At 71.5% G+C, this 22,653-nt stretch carries 20 protein-coding genes; 14 read left to right on the forward strand and 6 right to left on the reverse strand.

The genetic code is table 11. The annotated features are described in order from the left end of the window. Positions 1–2: 2 nt before the first annotated feature. Genes A3CE_RS0137850 through A3CE_RS0137865 form a run of 4 tightly spaced genes read left to right on the forward strand, consistent with a single transcriptional unit; the run spans position 3 to position 3,638 of the window. Positions 3–482, forward strand: coding sequence for a nuclear transport factor 2 family protein (locus tag A3CE_RS0137850; protein ID WP_020645311.1), 480 nt, complete (start codon positions 3–5; stop codon positions 480–482). Next, positions 479–1,669 (forward strand): hypothetical protein, encoded by a 1,191-nt coding sequence (locus A3CE_RS0137855; protein WP_020645312.1) that lies wholly within the window; start codon positions 479–481, stop codon positions 1,667–1,669. The genes A3CE_RS0137850 and A3CE_RS0137855 overlap by 4 nt, the downstream gene beginning before the upstream one ends. A gap of 2 nt (positions 1,670–1,671) precedes the next feature. Then, positions 1,672–2,454: an SDR family oxidoreductase gene (locus A3CE_RS0137860; RefSeq protein ID WP_376741639.1), complete on the forward strand. Its 783-nt coding sequence runs from the start codon at positions 1,672–1,674 to the stop codon at positions 2,452–2,454. Positions 2,455–2,462: 8 nt separating this feature from the next. Beyond that, a complete protein-coding gene (locus A3CE_RS0137865) occupies positions 2,463–3,638 on the forward strand; it encodes a sulfotransferase family protein (protein WP_020645314.1) in 1,176 nt (391 codons plus the stop codon). On the opposite strand, the gene A3CE_RS0137870 is transcribed toward A3CE_RS0137865, so the two are convergent. Beyond that, the gene (locus tag A3CE_RS0137870; protein ID WP_020645315.1) at positions 3,625–4,818 is read right to left on the reverse strand and encodes a glycosyltransferase; all 1,194 of its coding nucleotides are present in this window, start codon (positions 4,816–4,818) and stop codon (positions 3,625–3,627) included. The genes A3CE_RS0137865 and A3CE_RS0137870 overlap by 14 nt on opposite strands. A gap of 41 nt (positions 4,819–4,859) precedes the next feature. Between A3CE_RS0137870 and A3CE_RS0137875 the strand changes: the two genes are divergently transcribed. Beyond that, positions 4,860–5,468, forward strand: a complete 609-nt coding sequence (locus A3CE_RS0137875) for a TetR/AcrR family transcriptional regulator (protein ID WP_020645316.1) — start codon at positions 4,860–4,862, stop codon at positions 5,466–5,468. A 42-nt stretch (positions 5,469–5,510) separates the two neighbouring features. Here the strand turns inward: A3CE_RS0137875 and A3CE_RS0137880 are convergent, their stop codons facing one another. Then, positions 5,511–7,181: a GGDEF domain-containing protein gene (locus A3CE_RS0137880; protein ID WP_020645317.1), complete on the reverse strand. Its 1,671-nt coding sequence runs from the start codon at positions 7,179–7,181 to the stop codon at positions 5,511–5,513. Positions 7,182–7,326: 145 nt separating this feature from the next. Between A3CE_RS0137880 and A3CE_RS0137885 the strand changes: the two genes are divergently transcribed. Next, on the forward strand, positions 7,327–7,674 hold the full coding sequence (locus A3CE_RS0137885; protein WP_020645318.1) for an ArsR/SmtB family transcription factor: 348 nt from the start codon (positions 7,327–7,329) through the stop codon (positions 7,672–7,674). Next, on the forward strand, positions 7,671–8,306 hold the full coding sequence (locus A3CE_RS0137890; protein WP_020645319.1) for an SRPBCC family protein: 636 nt from the start codon (positions 7,671–7,673) through the stop codon (positions 8,304–8,306). The genes A3CE_RS0137885 and A3CE_RS0137890 overlap by 4 nt, the downstream gene beginning before the upstream one ends. 171 nt (positions 8,307–8,477) lie before the next feature. On the opposite strand, the gene A3CE_RS58900 is transcribed toward A3CE_RS0137890, so the two are convergent. Next, positions 8,478–8,858, reverse strand: a complete 381-nt coding sequence (locus A3CE_RS58900) for a PASTA domain-containing protein (protein ID WP_020645320.1) — start codon at positions 8,856–8,858, stop codon at positions 8,478–8,480. Positions 8,859–8,959: 101 nt separating this feature from the next. On the opposite strand from A3CE_RS58900, the gene A3CE_RS0137900 reads away from it, so the two are divergent. The 5 genes from A3CE_RS0137900 (at position 8,960) to A3CE_RS0137920 (ending at position 16,600) form a co-directional block, all read left to right on the forward strand. Next, positions 8,960–10,531 carry a deoxyguanosinetriphosphate triphosphohydrolase family protein gene (locus A3CE_RS0137900; protein WP_020645321.1) on the forward strand — a complete coding sequence of 524 codons (1,572 nt, stop codon included), beginning with the start codon at positions 8,960–8,962 and terminating at the stop codon, positions 10,529–10,531. A gap of 311 nt (positions 10,532–10,842) precedes the next feature. Further along, positions 10,843–13,713: a S8 family serine peptidase gene (locus A3CE_RS0137905; protein ID WP_020645322.1), complete on the forward strand. Its 2,871-nt coding sequence runs from the start codon at positions 10,843–10,845 to the stop codon at positions 13,711–13,713. Positions 13,714–13,789: 76 nt separating this feature from the next. Next, positions 13,790–14,437, forward strand: a complete 648-nt coding sequence (locus tag A3CE_RS0137910; RefSeq protein WP_020645323.1) for an acVLRF1 family peptidyl-tRNA hydrolase — start codon at positions 13,790–13,792, stop codon at positions 14,435–14,437. A 146-nt stretch (positions 14,438–14,583) separates the two neighbouring features. Further along, positions 14,584–16,212: an ABC-F family ATP-binding cassette domain-containing protein gene (locus A3CE_RS0137915; RefSeq protein ID WP_020645324.1), complete on the forward strand. Its 1,629-nt coding sequence runs from the start codon at positions 14,584–14,586 to the stop codon at positions 16,210–16,212. A gap of 178 nt (positions 16,213–16,390) precedes the next feature. Continuing rightward, positions 16,391–16,600: a helix-turn-helix domain-containing protein gene (locus A3CE_RS0137920; protein WP_003071237.1), complete on the forward strand. Its 210-nt coding sequence runs from the start codon at positions 16,391–16,393 to the stop codon at positions 16,598–16,600. On the opposite strand, the gene A3CE_RS0137925 is transcribed toward A3CE_RS0137920, so the two are convergent. Both A3CE_RS0137925 and A3CE_RS0137930 read right to left on the reverse strand, forming a co-directional pair. Beyond that, positions 16,601–17,968 carry a glycosyltransferase 87 family protein gene (locus A3CE_RS0137925; protein WP_026469251.1) on the reverse strand — a complete coding sequence of 456 codons (1,368 nt, stop codon included), beginning with the start codon at positions 17,966–17,968 and terminating at the stop codon, positions 16,601–16,603. Positions 17,969–18,001: 33 nt separating this feature from the next. Continuing rightward, entirely contained in the window at positions 18,002–18,856 is an 855-nt protein-coding gene (locus A3CE_RS0137930; protein WP_020645326.1) for an LLM class flavin-dependent oxidoreductase, read from the reverse strand. A gap of 72 nt (positions 18,857–18,928) precedes the next feature. Between A3CE_RS0137930 and A3CE_RS0137935 the strand changes: the two genes are divergently transcribed. Together A3CE_RS0137935 and A3CE_RS0137940 are read left to right on the forward strand one after the other, a co-directional pair. Further along, positions 18,929–19,360 (forward strand): MarR family winged helix-turn-helix transcriptional regulator, encoded by a 432-nt coding sequence (locus tag A3CE_RS0137935; protein ID WP_020645327.1) that lies wholly within the window; start codon positions 18,929–18,931, stop codon positions 19,358–19,360. Between the two features lie 98 nt (positions 19,361–19,458). Then, the gene (locus tag A3CE_RS0137940) at positions 19,459–21,330 is read left to right on the forward strand and encodes an ABC transporter ATP-binding protein (RefSeq protein ID WP_020645328.1); all 1,872 of its coding nucleotides are present in this window, start codon (positions 19,459–19,461) and stop codon (positions 21,328–21,330) included. A 105-nt stretch (positions 21,331–21,435) separates the two neighbouring features. Here the strand turns inward: A3CE_RS0137940 and A3CE_RS0137945 are convergent, their stop codons facing one another. After that, positions 21,436–22,602, reverse strand: a complete 1,167-nt coding sequence (locus A3CE_RS0137945; RefSeq protein WP_020645329.1) for an EstA family serine hydrolase — start codon at positions 22,600–22,602, stop codon at positions 21,436–21,438. Positions 22,603–22,653 lie beyond the last annotated feature (51 nt).

The raw sequence follows: 22,653 nt of genomic DNA on the forward strand, positions 1-22,653 counted from the left end.
GCATGGACCTGGTCGTACTCGAAGAGATCAAGCGGCTGAAGTACCGGTACCTGCGCGGGGTGGACCTGAAGCTGTGGGACGAGGTGGCCGACACCTTCACCGCCGACGCCACGGTCGACTACGGGACGCACGCCGTGGGCGGGGACGGGAAGCAGTTCGAAGGCCGCGACGCCATCCTCGAATTCCTCACCCAGAGCCTCGGCAACGGCATCATCACCGTGCATCACGCAGCTCAGCCGGAGATCGACGTCGACGGCGACACCGCGACCGGGCGGTGGTCGTTCACCGACCGGGTGATCGTGCCCGAGCACAAGGTGATCATCGAAGGTGCCGCGTTCTACGAAGACACCTACCGCCGCGAGAGCGACGGCGTCTGGCGGATATCGCACATCGGGTACGTCCGGACCTACGAAACGATGACGTCGTTCGACAGCATGCCGGGCTTCAAGATCATCGCCAACCGCTGGGCCGTCCCGGCATGATCGAGAACGAGTTCTCGTTGACCCGGCCGTTCGCCGACGCCATCGTCGAGGCCGAGAAGCTGCTCGCCGGGGCGCCGCACGTGAAGACCGAGCAGGACCTCCTGGAGGGGTACGACTACCTCGCCGGGAGCATCCGGGCGTCGCTGCAGATGGCCTGGGCCTACCAGCGCGACTTCCCGTACTTCACCGCGTCGACCGGGCCGTACACGAAGATGGGCCTGGACAACCCGGACACGCTGTACTTCAACGCGAACATCCGCGACGACCGCGAATACCTGGTCACCGGCGTCCGTGGGACCACCGCCGACCTGAGCTTCCAGATCCTCAACGGCGACTACTCGCCGGTCGTGGTGCCCGACAGCCTCGCCGCGTTCGACGACCGGGCCATCGAAATCGGCGAGGACGGCCGCTTCGAGCTGCGGTTCGGCCCGGCACGCGAGAACCAGGGGCCGAATTACTTCGTCCTCGGCGAGGGCTCGTCGATGCTCGTCGTCCGCGAGGTCCACAGCGACTGGGCGACGGAGAAGCGCGGCGAGATCCGCATCCAGTGCGTCGACACCGCGGGCCAGGCGCCGCCGGTGCCGGACCGCGCGGCGCTGACCAAGCGCTACGGCGTCACCGGCAAGATCCTGCTGAGCAGACTCAAGACGTTCCTGGCCTTCCCGAAGTGGTTCTACGACGACCTGCCGGTGAACACGATGACCGAGCCGCGGTCGACGCCGGGCGGGCTGACCACGCAGTTCTCCTCGGCCGGGCACTACGAGCTCGGCGACGAAGAGGCGATGGTCGTCACCGTGCCGCGCTGCGCGGACGCGCCGTACCAGGGCATCCAGCTCGGCAGCCTCTGGTACGTCTCGCTCGACTACATCAACCACCAGACGAGCCTCACCGCCGACCAGGCCCGCGTCGACGCGGATGGGAAGATCCGGTTCGTGATCAGCGAGCGCGACCCCGGCGTCGCGAACTGGCTGGAACGCACCGGCCACGACCGCGGGTACGTGCAGATCCGCTGGCAGCGGCTCGCCCGCGACCTCGGCCCGGACGACGGCCCGGTCGTCGAGGTGGTCAAGGTGGACGAACTGCCCGACCGGCTGCCTTACCACGCCGAAGCGCGGGTGACGCCGGAGCAGTGGGCGGCGAGGATCGCGGCCCGGCAGGACGCCGTCGCCGCCCGGATGCTGGGGTGAGTGTGTCGGATCTGTTGCGGGACAAGGTGGTCGTGGTCTCGGGCATCGGCCCGGGGCTCGGCCGGTCGATCGCCGTGCGCAGCGCGCTGGCCGGCGCGGACGTCGTGCTCGCCGCGCGCACCGAGTCGCGGCTCACCGAGGTCGCGAAGGAGGTCACCGACCTCGGCCGCCGGGCGGTCGCGATCCGCACCGACATCGACGACGCGGACTCGGCGGCGAACCTGGTGAGCGAGGCGGTCGAAGCCTTCGGCCGGGTGGACGCGGTGGTGCACAACGCCTTCGCCGTCCCGCCACTGACCGATCTGGCCACTGTGGACTTCGACGCCGTCCGCGCCGGCTTCGAGACCGCGGCGATCTCCGTGCTCCGGCTGACGCGGCTGTTCCTGCCCGCGCTCAAGGAGAGCAAGGGCTCGCTGGTGATGATCAACTCCGCGGTGCTGCGGCACTCCCGGCGCACGTTCGGCGCGTACAAGATCGCGAAGTCCGCGCTGCTGTCGCTCGCCCAGAGCCTCGCGAGCGAGCTGGGGCCGGACGGCGTGCGCGTCAACACCGTGGCGCCGGGCTACATCTGGGCACCCAACCTCAAATGGTACTTCGCCTACCTGGCCAAGGAACGCGGCATCACGCCGGAAGAGGTCTACGCGGAGACAGCGTCCACAATAGACCTGCGCAAGCTGCCGGAACCCGACGAGATCGCCGACGCCGTGGTGTTCCTCGCCTCGCCGATGGCGCGCGCGATCACCGGGCAGTGCCTCGACGTCAACGGCGGCGAGTACCACCACTAGGAGGATCCATGCTCCCCGGCCGGGAAGACGTCGGTACCGTCGAGGACCTGCACGCTTCGGCGTCGAAGCTCACCGGGCTCGGCGACTTCGGCGACGACGAGCACGTCGAAGGCCTGCGCGTGCTGCTGGAGTCGTACGAGGCCGACGAGGACCTCACGCCGTTCGGCAACAAGGTGCACCGGGCGTTCCTGCGCGGCGCGCTGGTGGCGCGGCTGCTCAGCCAAGCGTCGTGGAAGCAGAACCCGGCCTATGCGGACGTCCGCGTCAAGCGGCCGATCTTCGTCACCGGCCTGCCTCGCACCGGCACGACCGCGCTGCACCGGCTGCTCGTCGAGGACCCCGCGCACCAGGGGCTCGAGGTGTGGCTCGCCGAGGTCCCGCAGCCGCGGCCGCCGCGTGAGACGTGGGCCGGCAATCCGATCTTCCAAGGGATTCAGGCCGGCTACGAACGCCACCACGTCGAGCACCCGGAGTTCATGGGCGTGCACCACATGTCCGCGGACCAGGTCGAGGAGTGCTGGCAGCTGCTGCGCCAGTCGATGCGGTCGGTGTCGTTCGAGTGCCTGGCGCACCTGCCGCGCTACTCGCGCTGGCTGGCGAAGCAGGACTGGACGGACGCCTACGCCCGGCACAAGCGCAACCTGCAGCTGATCGGGCTGCCGGACGCCGGCAAGCGCTGGGTGCTCAAGAACCCGAGCCACCTCTTCGCCCTCGACGCGCTGATGGCGAACTACCCGGACGCGCTGGTGATCCAGACGCACCGGGCGCCGCGCACGATCATGGCTTCGATGTGCAGCCTGGCCGAGAAGGCGGCGGACGGCTGGTCGTCGAAGTTCCGCGGCGACGTGATCGGCCGGTCGCAGCTCGACCTGTGGGCCCGGGGGGCCGACGAATTCAGCTGGGCCCGCGCGCGGCACAATCCGGCGCAGTTCCACGACGTGCGGTACGAGGACTTCGTGGCGGACCCGATCGGCACGGTGTCCACTGTGTACGACCACTTCGGACTGACCTTCACCGGCGAGGCGCGCGCGGCGATGACGGCGGTCCACGAGGCGAGCCGGACCGGGGAGCGGAAACCGGTCCACCGCTACAGCCTGGCGGACTTCGGCCTGACAGCCGAGGAGGTCGACGAGCGCTTCGCGGCCTACCTGGCGGCTTACCCGCCGCCGCTCAGCTCGCGGTGACCAGTTTGACGACGTCGTCCATCGACGGCCCGGCCGCCATCTCGGCGGCCAGCGCCCGCGCGCGGTTCCGGTAGCGCGGGTCGTCCAGGACGGCGCGGACCGCGCGGCGCAGCAGCCGCGGCGAGGCCGTGGCGCGGGCGCGGCCGATCCCGGCGCCGGACCAGGTGACCCGGGCGGCCACCTCGCGCTTGTCCTCGCTGGCCCCGACGACGACCAGCGGTACCCCGTACCGGAGGGCGTGGTTGACCCCGCCGTACCCGCCGTTGGTGACCATCGCGGCGCAGCGGGGGAGCAGTTCGTCGTAGGGCAGGAAATCGGCCACCCGGACGTTGGCGGGCAGCGGGCCGGGCCGCAGCGGAGTGCCGCACGTCGTCACGACCACCAGCACGTCTTCGCCGGCCAGCCCGGCGATCGCGGGTTCGACGAGCCGGCCCAGGTCGTCGTTCGCCACCGTCCCCTGGGTCACGTGCACCACCGGCCGCGAGCGGTCCAGGTCGTCCCACCACGGCGGCAGCGGGTGCTCGCTCGCCGCGCTGACCGTCGTCGGCCCGATGAAGTGCAGCGGAGCTCCGGCGCGCGGATATTCGAAGCCCGGGCAGGTCATCTGCAGCACGCCGTCGCTGTGCAACGGCCAGTCCGTGAACAGCATGCCGGGGTCCTCGCCCAGCAGGTCTTTCGCCAGCCTCTGCGCTGGCCCGAGCACCCACGGCGCGAGCGCTTTCAGGGGCACCCCGCGCAGACGGCCGGGCGGGCCGGTCGGGACGGGCGGCATGAACGGCAGGAACCCGAGGGTGAGCACGCGCGGCCGTCGCTCCCGCCGGACCAGCGCCAGCCCGGCCATCATCAGCGGATCGCACAGCACTACGTCGGCTTGCCGCTCGTCGATGACGCTCAGCTGGTGGGGCATCGCGCGGACGAAGTGGGTCAGCTCGAAGCGCGCGAGCTTCAGGCCGCGTTTGCCGGCCCGGCCCGGGATCGAGCCGTCCAGGTCGGTCTCGTCGAAGTCGGCCTCCTTCGGGAGCGCCTTGACCTCGGCGCCCAGCTTCTCGAACGTCTCCCGGTAGCGCGCGCCCGTGACGACCGCGACCTCGTGCCCGGCGGTGAGCAGGGCTTCGACGATCGGCTTGGTCGGCCCGACGTGGCCGCGAGCGGGGTGCACGCAGACGAGTACCGAGGCCATGGTTCCCCCTTGATTGACCGATACGCTGTACCATCCAATTGATGACGATACCGGAACGGCGGCGCTACGACTCACCGGTGCGGGAAGCCCGTGCCCGGCGCACCCGGGCGCAGGTGATCGCGACGGCGGGGCGGCTGTTCGCCGAGCGCGGCTACGCGGGCACGAGCATGCGGCAGATCGCCGCGGCGGCCGGGGTGAGCCTGGAGACGGTGACGCAGACGGGCCGCAAGCCGGAGCTGCTGCTCGCCGCGTTCCGGGACGGCTTCGCGGGCGACCCGGACGCGGTGAACCTGGATGCGCTGGCAGGCCCGGCCGGACCCGCGGACCTGCCGGCGGTGGTGTCGCGGGTGGCATCGGGGGTGCGCGGGTCGTTGCCGATCTGGCGCGCGTTCACGACCGCGGCGGCGGCCGACCCGGCGGTGGCGGCGGTCCGCGCGGAGCTGGCGCTGGCCCGCCGCGCGGAGATCGTCGAGCGGCTCGAGGCGGCGGGAATGGCTGCGTCCGACCGGCTTGCGGACGCGATCGGCCTGATCGCCTCGCACGAGGCTTACGACCATCTGACGGGTGTGTGCGGCTGGGGACACGAGGAGTACGTGACCTGGGCCGCCGCGGCGATCAATGCCCAGCTCACCCTCGACTGGGGGTCGTGAGTGTTTAGGCGGGTTAGAACCCGCCTAAACACTCACGACAAGCTAGCCCGCTGCGGCCTGTAGGCCTCGGGTTCCGATGCCGCGCAACACTTCCACCCGGTCCGAGCCCGGGCGGCCGAGCACCCAGCTCGACCCGGGCACCGCCTTCGCGCGCTTCTTCAGCGGCGCCAGCAGCCGCGAAACCTCCTGGTACGACCCGATCGCGCCGCTCGCGCAGACCAGCGTCGCCAGTGACACCGTCACCGGCATGCCGTCGGCCGACCAGCGGCGGTCCAGCAGGGCGCCCGCCACCGTGCCGATCTCGTCGACGTCGCAGACGACCAGGAAGTCGTCGCCACCGACGTGGCTGACCCGCATCCGGCGCAGTCCGCCGGCCAGGTCGGTGAGGGCCGAGCCCAGCTCGCGGATCAGGTTGTCGCCCGCGGCGAAGCCGGCCGTGTCGTTGACCGCCTTGAACGCGTCGATGTCCAGCCACGCCGCCACGAACGGCTCGCCGATGGTGATCCGGCGGGCGACGTCGCGGGCGACCGTGTCGCTGCCCGGCAGCCGCGTGAGCGGGTTCAGCGCCGCCGCGGCCTCGACCTTCGCCTCGGCCACGCCGCGCACCACCTCGGTCACCAGCACCACGCCGAGGCAGCGGCCGACCTCGTCGACCACGACGACGTCGTCGCCGGTCCGGCCCCAGTCGGCGTCGGTGACCAGCTCGAGGAACTCCATCGCCCCGGCGCGGGACTCGATCGTGTGCGGGGTGTCGGCGAGCCGCGCCGCGGGGCGCTTGGCGTGCAGCGCGTGCCCGTACGGGCCGGTGACGGCGACCAGGAACCGGGTCCGGTCGACCGACCAGCGCGGCCGGTTCAGCTCGTCCACCCCGATGACGCCCGAAGGCGCGTCGGCCGCCGCGAGCACTTCGCGGACTTCATCGCACGTCGCGGTTTCCGGCAGCGTCGTGGCCGGGCGGAGGAAGTCGCCGACGCACTTCGCCGCGCCCGGTGCGACAGCGGTGCGGGGCCGCGCGAGCAGGGCAGGCGCGGGACCGGCGGCGGTGGGCGGGGCGAGGAGGTTCCCCTGCGCGATCCGGACGCCGAGGCCGCGGACGGCGTCGAGCTGGGTGTCGGTCTCCACGCCGGTCGCGACGAGCCGGGTGCCGGTGCGGTTCGTGTAGTGCAGCAGCGCCTCGACGACGGCGGCCGAGGCCTGGCCGTCCGGCAGCCCGCGCAACACCGTGCGGTCGAGCTTCACCAGATCGACCGGCGCCTCGACGAGCAGGCCCAGCGGCAGGTCGCCGCGGCCGAGGCCGTCGAGCGCGAGCCGGAAGCCGAGTTCGGTGAGCGCCCGCATCCCGGCGATCGCGCGCTCGCCGGGTAGCGCCGCGAAGGGCGGGCCGATTTCGAGGACGACGTCGCGGGTGCGGCGGCCGGCGGCACCGAGCTCTTCCAGGAGGCCGTCGAACATCGACGGCGGCGCCGCGAGGGTGCGCGCGGAGAGGTTGAGGTGCAGGGGGAGCGCCGTCGGGTCTTCGGCGTCCTGCCGGACGGCGGCGGCCGCGAGCCCGAGGTCGACCGCGGCGAGCCTGCCTTCGCGGCGTGCGTGCGCGAGGAGTTCCGGGACCGTGCCCTGCTCGGGCCTGGCCAGCGCTTCGTGGGCCACGACGCCTCCCGTGTGGAGGCTGTACAGCGGCTGGAAGGCGAAGCGGACCGCGCGTGGCGACTTCACGAGCCGATCGTCGCGGGTCGGGTGGCGAAACGAAACGGATGTCGACTGATGTTCACCGCCGTTCCCCACATCGGACCAACACACAGTGGCATCTGCCACTTGTTCAGCCTTGACTTATATAAGTGGCTGCTTGTAGCTTGGCCGGGTGCACGCGTTCGACGTCCTCGGCGACCCCGTCCGCCGCCGGATCCTCGAGCTGCTGGCCGATGGCGAACGGGCCGCCGGCGCGGTGACCGAGGTGATCCGGGCCGAGTTCGGCATCTCGCAGCCCGCGGTGTCCCAGCACCTGAAGGTGCTGCGGGAGAGCGGCTTCGCCGTCGTCCGCCAGGACGGGACGCGGCGGCTGTACGCGGTCGGGCACGCCCCGCTGCGGGACGTCGACGTCTGGCTCGACCGGTTCCGCCGGTACTGGACCCCGCCGCTGGACGCGCTGGCCACCGAAATCGCCCGCGGCAAGCGTGCCCGGCGACTCAGCGAAGGAGAAGGCAAGTGATCGACGTCAGCCACCAGATCAGCGCCGTCCGCCGGACGCTCGGCGACCGGGTGATCGAGGAGAAGGAGGCCCGCGTCCTGACCATCAGCCAGGTCTACGACACCGACGTCGACGACCTGTGGGACGCCTGCACGAACCCCGAGCGGATCCCGCGCTGGTTCCTGCCGGTCAGCGGCGAACTGAAGCTCGGCGGGAAGTACCAGCTGGAGGGCAACGCCGGAGGCACGGTCGAGCGCTGCGACCCGCCGAAGAGCTTCGCGGCGACGTGGGAGATGCACGGCGGCGTCAGCTGGATCGAGGTCCGGCTGACGCCGGAGGGCGACGGCACGCGGTTCGAGCTGGAGCACGTCGCGCACGTCGACGACCACTGGGACCAGTTCGGCCCGGGCGCGGTCGGCATCGGCTGGGACGGCGCACTGGTCGGCCTGGTCCTGCACCTGGCCACGCCGGGCACGACCGTCGACCCGGAGGCGGCGATGGCCTGGATGATGTCACCGGAGGGCATCCGGTTCATGACGGCTTCGAACGAGGCTTGGTACGAAGCCGACGTCGCCGCCGGCGCGGACCCGGCCAAGGCCCGCGCGGCAGCCGACAACACCTTGCGGGCGTACACGACCCCGCCCGAGTCCTGACCCGCGTGTCGACCCTCCAATCACGCGAGTCGACCCTCCAATCACGCGTGATGCCCCTTCAATCACGCGAGCTGCTTCCCGGACCACGGATGTGGCCCTCGGCGGACGTGATTGAAGGGTCGGCTCGCGTGATTGGGAGGTCGACTCGCGTGATTGAGGGGACGACACGGCTCAGCGGTCGGTGTACTTGACCGCCGTCAGGGTGATCACCGTGTCGGGCGTGACTTCGGTGCCGGGAGCCGGGTCCTGGCCCGTTTGGACCCAGTTGCGGTCGAGGACCAGCATCCGGCCTTGGCCGGTGCCGTCGACCTCGCGCAGGTTGTAGAGCCCGGCCCGCTGCATCGTGTCCTGGGCATCCTGGTGGTTCATCCCGGAGACGTCCGGGACCTTGATCAGCGCGGCGGAGGTCGTGGCCGGCGGCGTGGCCGTGGTTTCGGCGCGGGGTGTGGTCGGGGTGCCGGTCGCCGCGGGGCCGCCGCCCGGTCCGGCGCCGCAAGCGGCGAGCCCGATGCCGAGCACGAGGGCGGCGGCGAGGCGGATCGGGCGGTTCATGGTGGCTCCTCCGTCGGTGGACACCCCTTCAATCGATCCGCGGACCCGGCATGTTGCCCATCGATCGGGTGAAACAAACCCGGCCGGATAAGGTCGGGCGCATGGATCAGGGCAGCGAGCACACCGACCCGCGGGCGGCCCGGCGCGACCCCGTGGCGAACGTCGGCGGGTTCACCGACCTGGCGACCAGCCCGTTCCGGATCGACCGCGACCGGATCGCCGCGTCGCCCTTCTTCGCGCGGCTCGGCGGGGTGACGCAGGTGGTCAGCGCCGGCGGTGCGGGCCTGCTGCACAACCGGCTCACGCACAGCCTGAAGGTCGCGCAGGTCGCGCGCGCCATCGCCGAGCGGGTCGCCGGCGGGGACGACGCCGACATCGTCGCCAAGCTGGGCGGCTGCGACCCGGACGTCGCCGAAGCCGCCGCGCTCGCCCACGACCTCGGGCACCCGCCGTTCGGGCACCTCGGGGAGCAGACGCTCGACCGGATCGCCCGGCACCGCTTCGGCCTCGCCGACGGCTTCGAGGGCAACGCGCAGACGTTCCGCATCCTGACCACGACCGACGTGCGCGGGCCGTCGGCGATCGGGCTCGACCTCACCGCCGCCGTGCGGGCCGCGGTCCTCAAGTACCCGTGGCTGCGGCTGCACCACCCCGCGCCGCACCCGTCGGCGATGGCCGTGCCGCCGCGTGGCGCCGCCGAACCGGGGGAGGTGCCCGGCACCGGCGCGGCCAAGTTCTCCGCCTACGCCACCGAACTCGACGACTTCGAGCAGGCCCGCGCGGCGTTCGCCGGCCGCGTCGAAGGCTGGCAGCAGACGGTCGAAGCGTCCGTGATGGACACTGCCGACGACATCGCGTACGCCATCCACGACCTGCAGGACTTCCACCGCATCGGCGTGCTGCAGCACGCGCCGGTCGCGGCGGAGCTGGGGGAGTGGCTGGAGCACGCGCGCGAATTGGCCGCGCTGGACGACGAAACGCTGTACGCGGGCCTGCGCCGCCCCGGCCGTTCGCTGGAGCGCCTCCGCCGTCGCCTGAACGCCAAGGACGCGTGGATCGTCGACGACGACGCGTTCGCCGCCGCCGTCGCGCGGGTGCACGCGGAGCTGGTCGACGGCCTGCTCGCCGGGGAGTTCGACGGCTCGATCGAGGCCGAGCAGGCGACGGCCGCGTTCTCCGCGAACTGGACCGCCCGGCTGGTCGACGGCGTGTTCGTGCTCGCTTCGCCGTCCACCCGCAGCGGTCACGTCTCGCTGCGTCCCGCCCAGTGGCACGAGGTCCAGGTGCTCAAGTTCGTGCACCGGCGGTTCGTGCTGCTGCGCCCGGACCTCGCGCTGCACCAGCGCGGCCAGGCCGGGCTCGTCACAAGCTTGGTCGACGCGCTCGACGCGTGGCTGCTCGACCGCGACGAGGTGTCCCGCCTGCCGCGCCGGCTGCACGACCTCGTCGAGCTGGCCCGCGCCGAGTACACCGAGCTCGCGCGGTCGGCGCCGGAGCTGCTCGTCGGGGCGACGGGCGAGCCCGTGACGGGAGCGGACGCGGTGCGCGGCCTCGCCCGCGGGCGGGCGGTGGTGGACTTCGTGGCTTCGCTGACCGACAAGCAGGCAGTGACCCTTTTGGACGCGCTGTCGGGCCGCGCGGCCCAGCCCTGGTCGGACTCCTTTGTGCTATGAGGCTGTGCTCTGAGGCGCTTCGACGGTAACGGGTTTCACTGTGTGGGACGCCCGTTGCACGCGCGGTCCCGTTGTCCGGTCGGTGTCCGGTGACCGGTTCTCTGCTGCGCTGAACGGCCTACGTCTTCCGGCCTATTCGGGAAATTATCCGTCCTTTGTCACTCGAACGGCTGATGTTTACGGAGAACTAACGGTACTTAGCTGGTTCCAACCGGTGATCACCGGTGTAGGTCAGCGTGAGTCGGGGCACGCGCCTGGAGAATCGGAGGGCGCACGTGCGTCGTACCCGTTCCACGAGATCGAGATCCACTGTGCTCACAGCCGGGGCCGCGGCGCTGCTCGCCGCCCTCGGCCTGGTGTCCCCGCCCGCCGCGGGGGCCGCCACCGCGTCCGGACCGGACGCCTTCACCGAAACCGCGCAACAGCAGATCGCCGCCCTGCAGGCGGTCAAGGCGGGCCGCACCGCCACCGAGTCCAAAATAGACAGTAAGCTGCTGGTCGCCGAAAAGGGCGTGGGGAAGCAGCTGAACGCGCTCCAGTCCGGGGTGAGCGCCACCGGCACCGTCGTGGTCGACATCCGCGTGAGCAAGGTCTCGCCGGACCTCATCGCCGGGCTCACCAAGGCCGGGGCGGGCATCCGCGCGGTGTCCGACCGCTACGCCAGCGTCCGGGCCGAGATCCCGGTGGCCAAGGTCGGCGAGATCGCCGCGCGCGGCGACGTCAAACGCGTCGAGCAGGCCGACCAGGCGATGACAGCCCACGAGCTGGCCACTCCGGCGACGGCGCCGGCCAAGACCGAAACCAAGCAGCAGAAGGCCGACCGCATCGCCGGCGAGCTGCAGAAGGCCGTCAGTGCCAAGGCGCAGCGCAGTGCCGTCGCGGCCGCGCCGCTGGTCAGCGAAGGCGACCGCGCGCACAACGCCGACATCGCGCGCCAGCAGTTCGGCGTCACCGGTGTCGGGGTCAAGGCGTGCGCGCTGTCCGACGGCGTCGACTCCCTGGCGGCCTCGCAGGCCAAGGGCGAGCTCCCGCCGACCGTCGACGTCATCCCCGGCCAGGAGGGTGACGGCGACGAGGGCACCGCGATGCTCGAGATCATCCACGACCTCGCGCCCCGCGCCGCGCTCGGCTTCGCGTCGGCGTTCAACTCGGACGCCAGCTTCGCGGACAACATCCGCAAGCTGCGCTTCGAGTCGCACTGCGACGTCATCGTCGACGATGTCATCTACTTCAAGGAATCGCCGTTCCAGGACTGGATCATCGCCCAGGCCGTGAACGACGTGACCGCGGACGGCGCGCTGTACTTCTCGTCGGCGGGCAACGAGGGCAACGTCGCCAGCGGCACCGCCGGGCACTGGGAAGGCGACTTCGTCGACTCCGGCAAGTCGGTCGGCAAGTTCGCCGGCACCGCGCACAACTTCGCCGGCACGGCGGGCACCCAGATCTACGAGCCGATCTCGGACGCGTCCTCGGCCGGCGTCCCGGTGACGCTGCACTGGTCGGACCCGACCGGCGCGTCCGCGAACGACTACGACCTCTACCTGCTCAACTCCGCGGGTGCCGTGGTCAGCTTCAGCCAGAACGTCCAGGACGGCACGCAGGACCCGTTCGAGATCCTGCAGACGCCGGGCTTCGGCGGCACCGGGCTGCGCCTGGCCGTCGTGAAGTTCTCCGGCCAGAACCGCTACCTGTCGCTGTCCGCACTGCGCGGCCGGTTCTCCGACTCGGTGGACGGCCTCAAGGCGTACAACACGCCGGGCGTGACGGTCGGCCACTCGGCCGCCCGCGACGCCTTCAGCGTCGCGGCCGCCCCGGCGGCCAAGGCGTTCGGCCGGCCGCTCGAGCCGGGTGACCCGGCCAACCCGGCGGGCCCGTACCCGGGCTCGTTCAGCGGTGCCACCAAGGCCGAGCGGTTCACTTCGGACGGCCCGCGCCGCGTGTTCTACGAGGCCAACGGCACGCCGATCACCCCGGGCAACGTGTCGTCGACCGGCGGCGAGGTCCGGAACAAGCCGGAGATCACCGCCGCCGACGGCGTGCAGACCAGCGTGAGCGGGTTCAACCCGTTCTTCGGCACCTCGGCCGCCGCCCCGCACGCGGCCGCGATCGCCGCGCTCGTGCTGTCCGGCAACCCCGGCCTGCCGCCCGCGGAGGTGCGCGAAGCGCTGATCAACACCGCGGTCGACATCGAAAAGCCGGGTCCGGACAACTTCACCGGCGCCGGCGTCATCCTCGCGGACAAGGTGCTCGCCTACACCGGCGCCAGCCCGCAGCCGCTGGCGGTCGCCAAGCAGCCGACGGTCACCCCGGCCGACGGCGGTTCGGCGCTCGACCCGGGCGACACCGCCAAGGTGACGCTGCCGGTGACCAACGACGGCGACGGCACCGCGGTGTCCACCAGCGTCGTGCTCACCAGCTCGACCCCGGGAGTCACCGTGGCGCCGCGGGCCAAGTCCTACGGCACCATCAGCCCGGGACAGACCGGTGTCAACGACTTCACCATCACCGTCCCGGCGACCCAGCAGCTGGGTGTGCCGGTGGTGCTGAACGCCCGCGTCACCTTCGCGGGGGCGCATTCGCCGACGACGACGTCGTTCTTGCTCCCGGTCGGCACCCCGTCGCCGGTCACGCAGAACTTCGCCTACACCGGCGCGCCGGTGGCGATCCCGGACAACAGCCCGGTCGGGGCGTCGGTGACCATCCCGGTCAGCGGGGTCGGCCGCGCGTCCAAGGTGTCGTTCTCCGTGGACGGCACCACCTGCAGCACCGACCCCGCCTCGACCACCGTGGGTCTGGACCACACCTACGTCGGTGACCTGGTCGGCACGCTGACCGCGCCGTCCGGGGCGAAGGCCACGGTGTTCCAGCGCAACGGCGGCTCGGGCAAGAACCTGTGCCAGGTCGTCTTCGCCGACAACGCGGCGACCGCGTTCAGCACGGTGACCTCGGCCAACGCGCCGTTCACCGGCACCTGGCGGCCGACGCAGGCCCTGACCGGCAACCTGACCGGCGCGGCTGTCGACGGCACGTGGACGTTCGGCGTGGTGGACGCGGCCGGCGGCGACGTCGGCTCGATCCGCTCGGTCGCCCTGCACATCAACGGGTTCGCGCAGCCCCCGGCGGCCGGCGCGCCGTCGAACGTGCGGGGTTACACGAACAACGGGCCGGTGCACCCGCTGTAACGAACCATCACCAGTACGGGGCCGTCGCGATTTCGCGGCGGCCCCGTACCGTTTCCGGCCCCGTACCCTTCCCGGAATGAAGCCACGGGAGGTCGCGGGTGGCGGCCGCGCGGTCGAGGTACCGCCCGACCGGCTCGAGGGCTTCTTCGCCCGGTTCGCCGAGCGGCACGGCGGGATCGCGACGACCTCGGGAACTCCGGACGTGGTCCGGGTGACCGCCGTCGACGGCACCACCGCGACCGCCGCCGTCCCGTTCGGTGCCCTCGAAGAGCCGTCCGTCGAGGCTCTCGTCGCGCACGTCCTGCGGCCGCGCCGGGTCGCGTTGCTGCTGGTGCGGCTCGGCGGGCACAGCGTCGGCGTCGCCCGCGACGGCAAGGTCGAGATCTCCCGGACCGACCGGCACCTCGTGCACGGCCGGTCCGCGGCCGGTGGCTGGTCGCAGCAGCGCTTCGCCCGGCGTCGCGCCGGACAAGCGCGGCACGCGCTCCAAGCCGCTGCGCGGGACGCCTTCGAGGTGCTCGCGCCCCGGCTGTCCGAAGTGGACGCTGTGGTGCTCGGCGGTGACCGGCGTGCCCTCGACGAGCTGCGCGAAGACCGCCGGCTGGCCGCGCTGTTCGCCCGGGCGGAACCGCGTGTCCTGGAGATCGGCGAGCCGAGCCGGGCCGTCCTCGAAGAGGCGGCCGGGCGCGCGCGAAACGTCGAGATCACCCTGCGCGACGGGTGAGACCGCCCACGTCCGGGAAAACCCTTCGACACCGACCCGTACACTGGTCTCGTGGATATCCAGCTGGAGTGACGCCGCGGCTCGCGCCTGACGCTGTCTTTTGGCAGACACAGTCCTCCGTTCACCCCCGTCCACGGGAGTTTCCCTTGATCACGGCCACCGGCCTTGAGCTGCGCGCGGGTTCGCGCATCCTGCTCGACGGCGCCACCCTCCGCATCCAGCCCGGCGACCGCATCGGCCTCGTCGGCCGCAACGGCGCGGGCAAGACCACCTCGCTGAAGGTCCTCGCCGGCGAAGGCGAGCCGCACGCGGGTGACGTGCGTCGCACCGGCGCGCTCGGCTACCTGCCGCAGGACCCGCGCGAAGGCGACCTGTCGGTCACGGCGAAGGACCGCGTGCTCTCCGCGCGTGGTCTGGACAAGCTGATGCGCGACATGGAAAAGGCGCAGGCCTCCATGGCCGAGCTCGTCGACGACGCCGCGCGCGACAAGGCCATCGACCGCTACGCCCGGCTCGAAGAGCGCTTCGCCTCCCTGGGCGGGTACGCCGCGGAGAGCGAAGCGGCGCGGATCTGCTCCAACCTCGGCCTGGCCGACCGCGTCCTCGCCCAGACGCTGGGGACGCTGTCCGGTGGCCAGCGCCGCCGCGTCGAGCTGGCGCGGATCCTGTTCGCCGCGGCCGAAGCCGGTGCCGGCGGCAAGTCCGAGACGATCCTGCTGCTCGACGAGCCGACCAACCACCTCGACGCCGACTCCATCAACTGGCTGCGCGGCTTCCTCAAGCAGCACGACGGCGGCCTGGTCGTGATCAGCCACGACGTCGAGCTGCTGGCCGACGTGGTCAACAAGGTGTGGTTCCTCGACGCCACCCGCGGCGAGCTCGACCTGTACAACATGGGCTGGCAGCGCTACCTCGACGCGCGCGCCACCGACGAGAAGCGCCGCCGCCGCGAGCGCGCCAACGCCGAGAAGAAGGCGTCGGCGCTGCAGCAGCAGGCCGCGAAGCTCGGTGCGAAGGCGACGAAGGCCGTGGCGGCCAAGAACATGGCCCGCCGCGCCGAGCAGATGCTGTCGTCCCTCGAGGACACCCGGCACGCCGACAAGGTCGCCCGGATCAAGTTCCCCGAGCCCGCGCCCTGCGGCCGGACCCCGCTCACCGCCGAGGGACTCTCCAAGTCCTACGGCTCGCTGGAAATCTTCACCGGCGTCGACCTCGCGATCGACCGCGGTTCGAAGGTCGTCGTACTCGGCTTGAACGGCGCGGGAAAGACGACATTGCTCCGGCTCCTCGGGGGAATGGAAACCATGGACACCGGTTCCGTCGTTCCGGGTCACGGATTGCGTTTGGGCTATTACGCACAGGAACACGAAACTCTTGATCATGAAGCGTCGGTGTGGGAAAACATCCGACACCTCGCTCCGGACACCGGCGCGCAGGAGTTGCGGAACCTGCTCGGCTCGTTCCTCTTCACCGGCGAACAACTCGACCAGCCGGCCGGCACGCTTTCCGGCGGCGAGAAGACCCGGCTCGCGCTGGCCGGCCTGGTCTCCAGCGCTGCCAACGTGTTGCTGCTCGACGAACCGACCAACAACCTCGACCCGGCCAGCCGTGCGCAGGTCCTGGACGCCCTGCGCAGCTTCGCCGGCGCCGTCGTCCTGGTCACCCACGACCCGGGTGCCGTCGAGGCGCTGGAGCCGGAGCGGGTGATCCTGCTGCCCGACGGCACCGAGGACCATTGGTCGGCCGACTATCTGGAACTTGTCCAGCTTGCGTGACCCGTGCGTCCATTCGGGTGCAAGATCGCTCACCGCGAGGCACTGGAATGGCCCAATGTGATCGCAATTTCGGCTGTTTCACGTCTGTCGTCTGGCATTCCGGCGCTCAGTGTTCGATCATTGCCCCGGCAGGGGCCGTTATGTGGCCCAGAACACTCTCGGCGGGAAGGCGATCGACGTGGCTGATCTCAAGAAAGGCGCGCGGATCACCGGCAACACGCGCGACAAGCTGGCCGCTGACCTGAAGAAGAAATACGAGAAGGGCTCGAGCATCCGGGCCCTCGCGGAGTCCACGGGGCGGTCCTACGGCTTCGTCCACCGGGTGCTCTCGGAGTCCGGCGTCCAGCTGCGGGGGCGCGGCGGGGCCACCAGGGTCAAGAAGAAGTAGTCAGGCAGGAGAAGTCGCGGACTGCTGCGCGGGGGGCGCAGTGGGATCTTCGGCCACGCGGAACGCCAGGTGGGCCCCGAGCAGGATCAGCGGGTACACCAGGTAGCCGTACCGGGTGGCCGGGGTCAGCAGGATCAACGCGCCGAGTCCGACGGCGATGCGCAGCAGTGCGCCGGAGCCGTTCGCGGGGGGCCGGCGCACCAGCCAGACCACCATGGCCACGGCCGCGGCGCCGACCAGCGCGAACGCCGCCACCCGGCCGAACGCGCCGGTCTCGGCGATCAGGTGGCCCGGCAGCGGGCTGGCCGCGGGCGACCGCACGACGCCCATCCCGAGCGGGAACCGGAAGACGTGCTCGACGAACGCCGCCGGATCCACCAGGTACACCGGCAGGTGCACGGCGGCCGTCGTCGCCACCAGCGCCGTCGCGAACCGGGTCAGTGCCGTCCAGTCGAGACCTTTCTCGTGGCCAACCGAGCCCCGGCGTACCAGCACGAGCACCGCCAGGACGGCGGCCGCGGGCGCGACGATGAGCTTCGCGCTGATCACCAGCGCCAGCACCAGGCCCGACCAGGCGACCCGCCCGGTGGCCGCGAGCGCGCACGCCAGCACCAGCAGGCCGACGATCGCCAGGTCAGGGCCGGCCACGGCCCAGGTGAGCGCGGTGAGCGGGCAGGCCAGCGCGAGCTGCGCGGCGCCGACCGGCACCTTCGGCCACTTCAGCAGCTTGAGCGAACCCAGCACGCACGCGCAGGCGGCCAGGGCGAACATCCAGCGGGCGTCGGTGAGCGCGTCGGTCAGCGGGGTGCCGCCGAACAGCGCCCGCGGCAGGCCGAAGACCGCCATCACCGGGCCGTAAGGGGTGTAATCGTTCACCACGGGCGCCCGGCTCAGCGCGGTGACGTCGACGTACGGGGTTCCGTGGTGCAGCAGCAGGCCGGCGGACCGTTCGATCACCCAGACCTCGGGCTGCGCGGCCCACGAGAACGGCGTGATCAGCCAGTCCACTCCGGTAAGCCGGCGAATCACGAGAAGCGCCAGTGGAAGGATCATGGCCAACAGGGCGACCGCGGCGATTCCGCACCACCGTGAGCCGGGCACGCCACGCGGAGTCCGTCCCTTGCGGGCGGAGAGCAGCAGATACCCGCTGTGCGCCGCGCCGAGGCCGTACGCCACCGTCGCGAAGTTGCCCCAGACGCGGTAGCCGTAGAACTCGGAGACGAGCGCCGTCGGCAGCGCGAAAGCCAAGCAGGCCAGGTAGAAGCCCAGATCCCAGCGCAGGGGGGCGGCCTCTCCGGTGTGCGCCGGAGCGGTGAAGAGCCGGGCCGCGCGCCGCCATGCGGGCGCCTGGCCCACCTCCGTTCCCACGTCGCCAGGCTACCGAGGCGGCCGCCGCCCGGTTCAGCCGACGTCTCGCAGGCGGGGAAGCAGCTTCGCGGCCGCTTCGGAGGCCGCGACGACGTCATCGCGGCCGGCAGGCATCAGTACCAGCTCGGTGAACCCGGCTTCGACGTAGTTCTGCGCGAGCCGCAGGGCGCGGTCCGCATCGGACGGCAGCCGGAACTGCACGGCCCGGCGGAGGGTCGCCGGATCGCGGCCCGCTGCCGCGCAATGCGCGTCGAGGACGCGCGAAAGCCGTTGCAGCTCGGGGATTTCCGTCCCCGGCAGGGCCGCGTTGAGCCAGACGTCGGCATGTTCGGCGACGACGCGCAGACCGCGCTTTTCGCCGCTGCTGCCCAGCCACAGCGGGGGTTTCGGCTGTTGCACCGGCTTCGGGTCGCTGATCGCGCCGGTCAGGGTGTAGTGGCGGCCGTGGTGGCCGGTGACCGGCCGGGTCCACAGGAGACGGAGGATTTCGCAGGTCTCGGCGAGCCGTTCCACGCGTTCCGCCGCGGACGGCGCCGGCGTGCCCATCATCGCGTCCGTCAGCGGGTCGCCGCCCGCACCGAGCCCGACGTCGAGCCGGCCGCCGGAGAGGTGGTCGACGGTCGCGGCGATCTTCGCGAACGTGCCCGGGTGCCGGTTCGTGTTGCCGGAGACCAGGCAGCCGATCCGCACCCGCCGCGTCGCTTCGGCCATCGCGGCCAGCAGGCTCCAGCCGTCGAAGACGTCACCGGTGCGGTCGGGTCCCATCGGGGCGAGGTGGTCGAACACCCAGCAGCCGTCGAAGCCGGCGTCGTCGGCGATCGTCCAGATCTCGCGGAGCGCGCCGATGCCGATGTGCTGCTGGGGTGGTTTGAGTCCGACGGTGGTCACGGGGATCTCCTGATCGTCAGTTATAGGAATCATCAGTCAAGCTGACGATCAGCGTAGGTGTAGGGTCTGCGCATGTCCAGCGCGCCCCTCGCCGTCACCCAGCGGCTCGGCTACCTGCTCAAGCACGCCCAGCTGCGGCTCGCCGAGCTGGCCGAACCGCTGTACGCGCCCCTTGGCGTCACCGGGCGGCAGCTCGCACTGCTCACGCTCTTCGGCGAGGGGCCGGCGCAGTCGCAGCAGGACGGCGCGGCGCGCCTCGGCGTCGACCGGACGACGATGGTCGCCCTCGTCGACGAGCTGGAGGCCAAGGGCCTGGTCCGGCGCGAGGTCGCGCCGGGGGACCGGCGCAAGCGGCTCGTGATGCTGACTCCCGAGGGGGAGCGCCTCCGCGAGGCGGGAGCGGAAGTCACGCGGAAAGCCGAGGCGCTCCTGCTGGAACCGCTCTCGGCCGAGGACGCCGAGCGGCTGCGCGCGGCCCTGCACCAGGTCGTTCGCGCCGAGTGAACGGCATCGGGAAGCAAACGGGCAACGAGGGCGTTGTCCAGGTCATATCCGGCGAAAACCTCAGTCATGGTAGAGGTTTCTGACACTGGGGGTTTCCCGTGGACAACATGTGGGGGCTGTGGAGCTCGGCGATGCGCGCCGGCGACACACCCAAGGCACTCACCCGAGGCACGCTCAACCGCGTCGCGCGCTTCGCCCGGCCGCATTGGCGGCGCCTGCTGGCTTTCCTCGTCCTGACCGTCGTCTCGGCCGTCCTCGCCGTGTCGACGCCCGTGCTGGCGGGCAAGGTGGTCGACGCGATCGTCGGCGGCCGTGATCTTCCGCTGGTCGTCTGGCTCGCCGTGGTGATCGCCGCGCTGGCGATCGCCGACGCCGGGTTCGGGCTGATCGAGCGGTGGCAGTCCGCGCGCATCGGCGAGGGCATCATCTACGACCTGCGGCGCGCGGTGTTCGAGCACGTGCAACGCATGCCGATCGCGTTCTTCACGCGCACCCGCACCGGCGCGCTGGTCTCGCGGCTCAACAACGACGTCATCGGCGCGCAGCGGACGTTCACCGCGACGCTGTCCGGGCTCGTCACCAACGTCATCCAGCTGGCGCTGTCGCTGGCCGTCATGCTCACGCTGTCCTGGCAGGTCACGCTGCTCGCGCTGGTGCTGCTGCCGATCTTCGTCATCCCCGCGCGCCGGCTCGGCCGCCGGATGGCCGGGCTGCAGCGGGAAGCCGCGAACCTCAACGCCGGGATGACCACGCAGATGACCGAGCGGTTCTCCGCGCCGGGCGCGACGCTGGTGAAGCTCTTCGGCCGTCCGGTGCAGGAGGCCGACGACTTCGGGGTGCGCGCGGGGCGCGTGCGCGACATCGGCGTCCGGACCGCGATGCTGACCCGCTGGTTCATGACGAGCCTGACCCTGGTTTCGGCGCTGGCGCAGGCACTCGTCTACGGCCTCGGCGGCTACCTCGCGCTGACCGGCAAGCTCGCGCCGGGCACCGTCGTCGCGCTGGCGCTGCTGCTGACCCGGCTCTACGCGCCGCTGACCGCGCTGGCCAACGTCCGCGTCGACGTCATGACGGCTTTGGTGTCGTTCGAGCGGGTCTTCGAGGTGCTGGACCTCAAGCCGATGATCGAGGAGAAGCCGGCCGCTCGTTCTTTGGTGTCCTCGGGTGGCGTTTCGGTCGAGTTCTCCGACGTCCGGTTCGGGTACCCGGCGGCGGACAAGTACTCGCTTGCTTCGCTCGAGGACGTCGTCACGCTCGATCACCGCGGGGGCGAAGAGGTGCTGCACGGGATCTCGTTCCGCGCCGAACCGGGACAGATGGTGGCGCTGGTCGGGTCGTCAGGGGCGGGGAAGTCGACGATCGCGTCGCTGCTGCCGCGGCTCTACGACGTCGACTCCGGCTCGGTCCGGCTGTCCGATGTGGACGTCCGGGACCTGACTTTCGCTTCCCTGCGGGAAACCGTCGGCGTCGTGACCCAGGACGGGCACCTCTTCCACGAGACGATCCGCGCCAACCTGGCGTACGCCCGCCCGGACGTCACCGACGACGAGATCTGGGAAGCGCTGGACCGCGCGCGGCTCGGCGACCTGGTAAGGACGCTGCCGGACGGCCTCGACACGACGGTCGGGGAGCGCGGCTACCGCCTGTCCGGCGGCGAACGCCAGCGGCTGACCATCGCGCGGCTGCTGCTGGCCCAGCCCAAGGTCGTCATCCTCGACGAGGCGACCGCGCACCTGGACTCCGAGTCCGAGGCCGCGGTCGGCGAAGCCTTGACCCACGCTCTCGCGGGCCGTACGGCCCTGGTCATCGCGCACCGGTTGTCGACGGTACGCGCGGCCGACCAGATCCTGGTCCTGGAACACGGCGAGATCGTCGAACGCGGCACACACGACGAACTCCTGGCCCGGAACGGCCGCTACGCAACCCTCCACGCCACCCAGTTCGCCGACGAAGAACCCGCCGTGGCGTGATTGAAGGGTCATCACCCGTGATTGGAGAGTCGACTCTCGTGATTGAAGGGTCGACACGGTGTCAGCGCCGTGTCGACCCTCCAATCACGCGTGGCGACCTCTGAATCACGCGTGTCGACCTTCCAAGCACGTGTAGAGGGCGGTGACCAGGGCCATTTTGCGGGGGTCGTCGCGGATCAGGGGGCCGAGCTGGTTGAGCGTGTAGCCGAAGGCGATGCCGTTTTCCGGGTCCGCGCCGCCGGTGGAGCCGCCGAGGCCGTCGTGGCCGAAGGCCGCGGGGTTCGGGCCGAAGCCGCGGGCGTCGCTGCCGAGGTAGAAGCCCAGGCCCCACTCGTTCGGCAGGCCGAGGATCACGTCGGTCTCCTTGCCCTGGCTCTCCCGTGCGCGGGCCAGTGCCAGGGGAGACAGGAGTGAGCCGTCGGCGAGCGCGGTGTAGATCGTCGCGATCGCGCGGGCCGTGCCGTGGCCGTTCAACGCCGGCATGACCGCGCGGCGCCACGCCGGTTCGTTGGCGTCGTGGCCCTGGACGCGCGGGTTCATCAGCGCGGCCTGGGCGACCGGACCGGCGGCCGCGAACGCCGTGGCCAGCGCGTTCGCCATCTCCTCCGTCATGACCGGGTCGACCAGGGTCGCGCAGCGGTCGAGGTCGGCGTCGGAGGCAAGCCCGATCGAGAAATCCGCGCCGAGCGGCCCGGCGACCTGCTCGGCGAAGAACTCGCGGATGCCCTGCCCGGCGACCCGCCGCACGACTTCGCCGACGAGCCAGCCGTAGGTCAGCGCGTGGTAGCCACCCGCGGATCCCGGTTCGTACAACGGTTCCTGCGCCGCGAGCAACGACGTCATCAAGTCCCAGTCGTAGAGCTCCTCGACCTGCACCGGCCGGTCCAGGCCGATCCCGGGCAGGCCGGCGCGGTGCGAAAGCAGCCAGCGCACCGGGATTGCGGACTTCCCGGCCGCGGCGAACTCCGGCCAGTACTTCGCGACCGGCGCGTCGACGTCGAGTTCGCCCGCGTCGGCGAGCTTGTGCGCGCAGATCGCGGTCATGCCCTTGGTCGTCGACCAGACGTTGGCCAGGGTGCCGGCCTGCCACGGCCGGGCGCGGTCCGGACCGGACCAGCCGCCCCACAGGTCTGCCACGACTTCGCCGTGCCGGGTGGCGGTGAACGCCGCGCCCAGCTCACCGCGGCTGCGGAAGTTCTCCTCGAACGCTTCGCGAACCGGCTCGAACCCCGGCGCGCACTCGCCGTGCACCGTCGCCGTGGCACTGTCCATGGGACCTCCTCCGGGAGCGACCGGTCCACACCGACCAGTCGGTATGTTGAC

The sequence above is a fragment of the Amycolatopsis balhimycina FH 1894 genome (assembly GCF_000384295.1).
Taxonomy (GTDB): domain Bacteria; phylum Actinomycetota; class Actinomycetes; order Mycobacteriales; family Pseudonocardiaceae; genus Amycolatopsis; species Amycolatopsis balhimycina.

Bases quoted from the DNA above. Each gene is read 5' to 3' on its own strand.
- A3CE_RS0137935 (WP_020645327.1), top strand. From the start codon at position 18,929: ATGTCCAGCGCGCCCCTCGCCGTCACCCAGCGGCTCGGCTACCTGCTC.
- A3CE_RS0137900 (WP_020645321.1), top strand. From the start codon at position 8,960: ATGGATCAGGGCAGCGAGCACACCGACCCGCGGGCGGCCCGGCGCGAC.
- A3CE_RS0137870 (WP_020645315.1), bottom strand. From the start codon at position 4,818: ATGGCCTCGGTACTCGTCTGCGTGCACCCCGCTCGCGGCCACGTCGGG.
- A3CE_RS0137945 (WP_020645329.1), bottom strand. From the start codon at position 22,602: ATGGACAGTGCCACGGCGACGGTGCACGGCGAGTGCGCGCCGGGGTTC.
- A3CE_RS0137850 (WP_020645311.1), top strand. From the start codon at position 3: ATGGACCTGGTCGTACTCGAAGAGATCAAGCGGCTGAAGTACCGGTAC.
- A3CE_RS0137855 (WP_020645312.1), top strand. From the start codon at position 479: ATGATCGAGAACGAGTTCTCGTTGACCCGGCCGTTCGCCGACGCCATC.
- A3CE_RS0137875 (WP_020645316.1), top strand. From the start codon at position 4,860: ATGACGATACCGGAACGGCGGCGCTACGACTCACCGGTGCGGGAAGCC.
- A3CE_RS0137865 (WP_020645314.1), top strand. From the start codon at position 2,463: ATGCTCCCCGGCCGGGAAGACGTCGGTACCGTCGAGGACCTGCACGCT.
- A3CE_RS58900 (WP_020645320.1), bottom strand. From the start codon at position 8,858: ATGAACCGCCCGATCCGCCTCGCCGCCGCCCTCGTGCTCGGCATCGGG.
- A3CE_RS0137910 (WP_020645323.1), top strand. From the start codon at position 13,790: ATGAAGCCACGGGAGGTCGCGGGTGGCGGCCGCGCGGTCGAGGTACCG.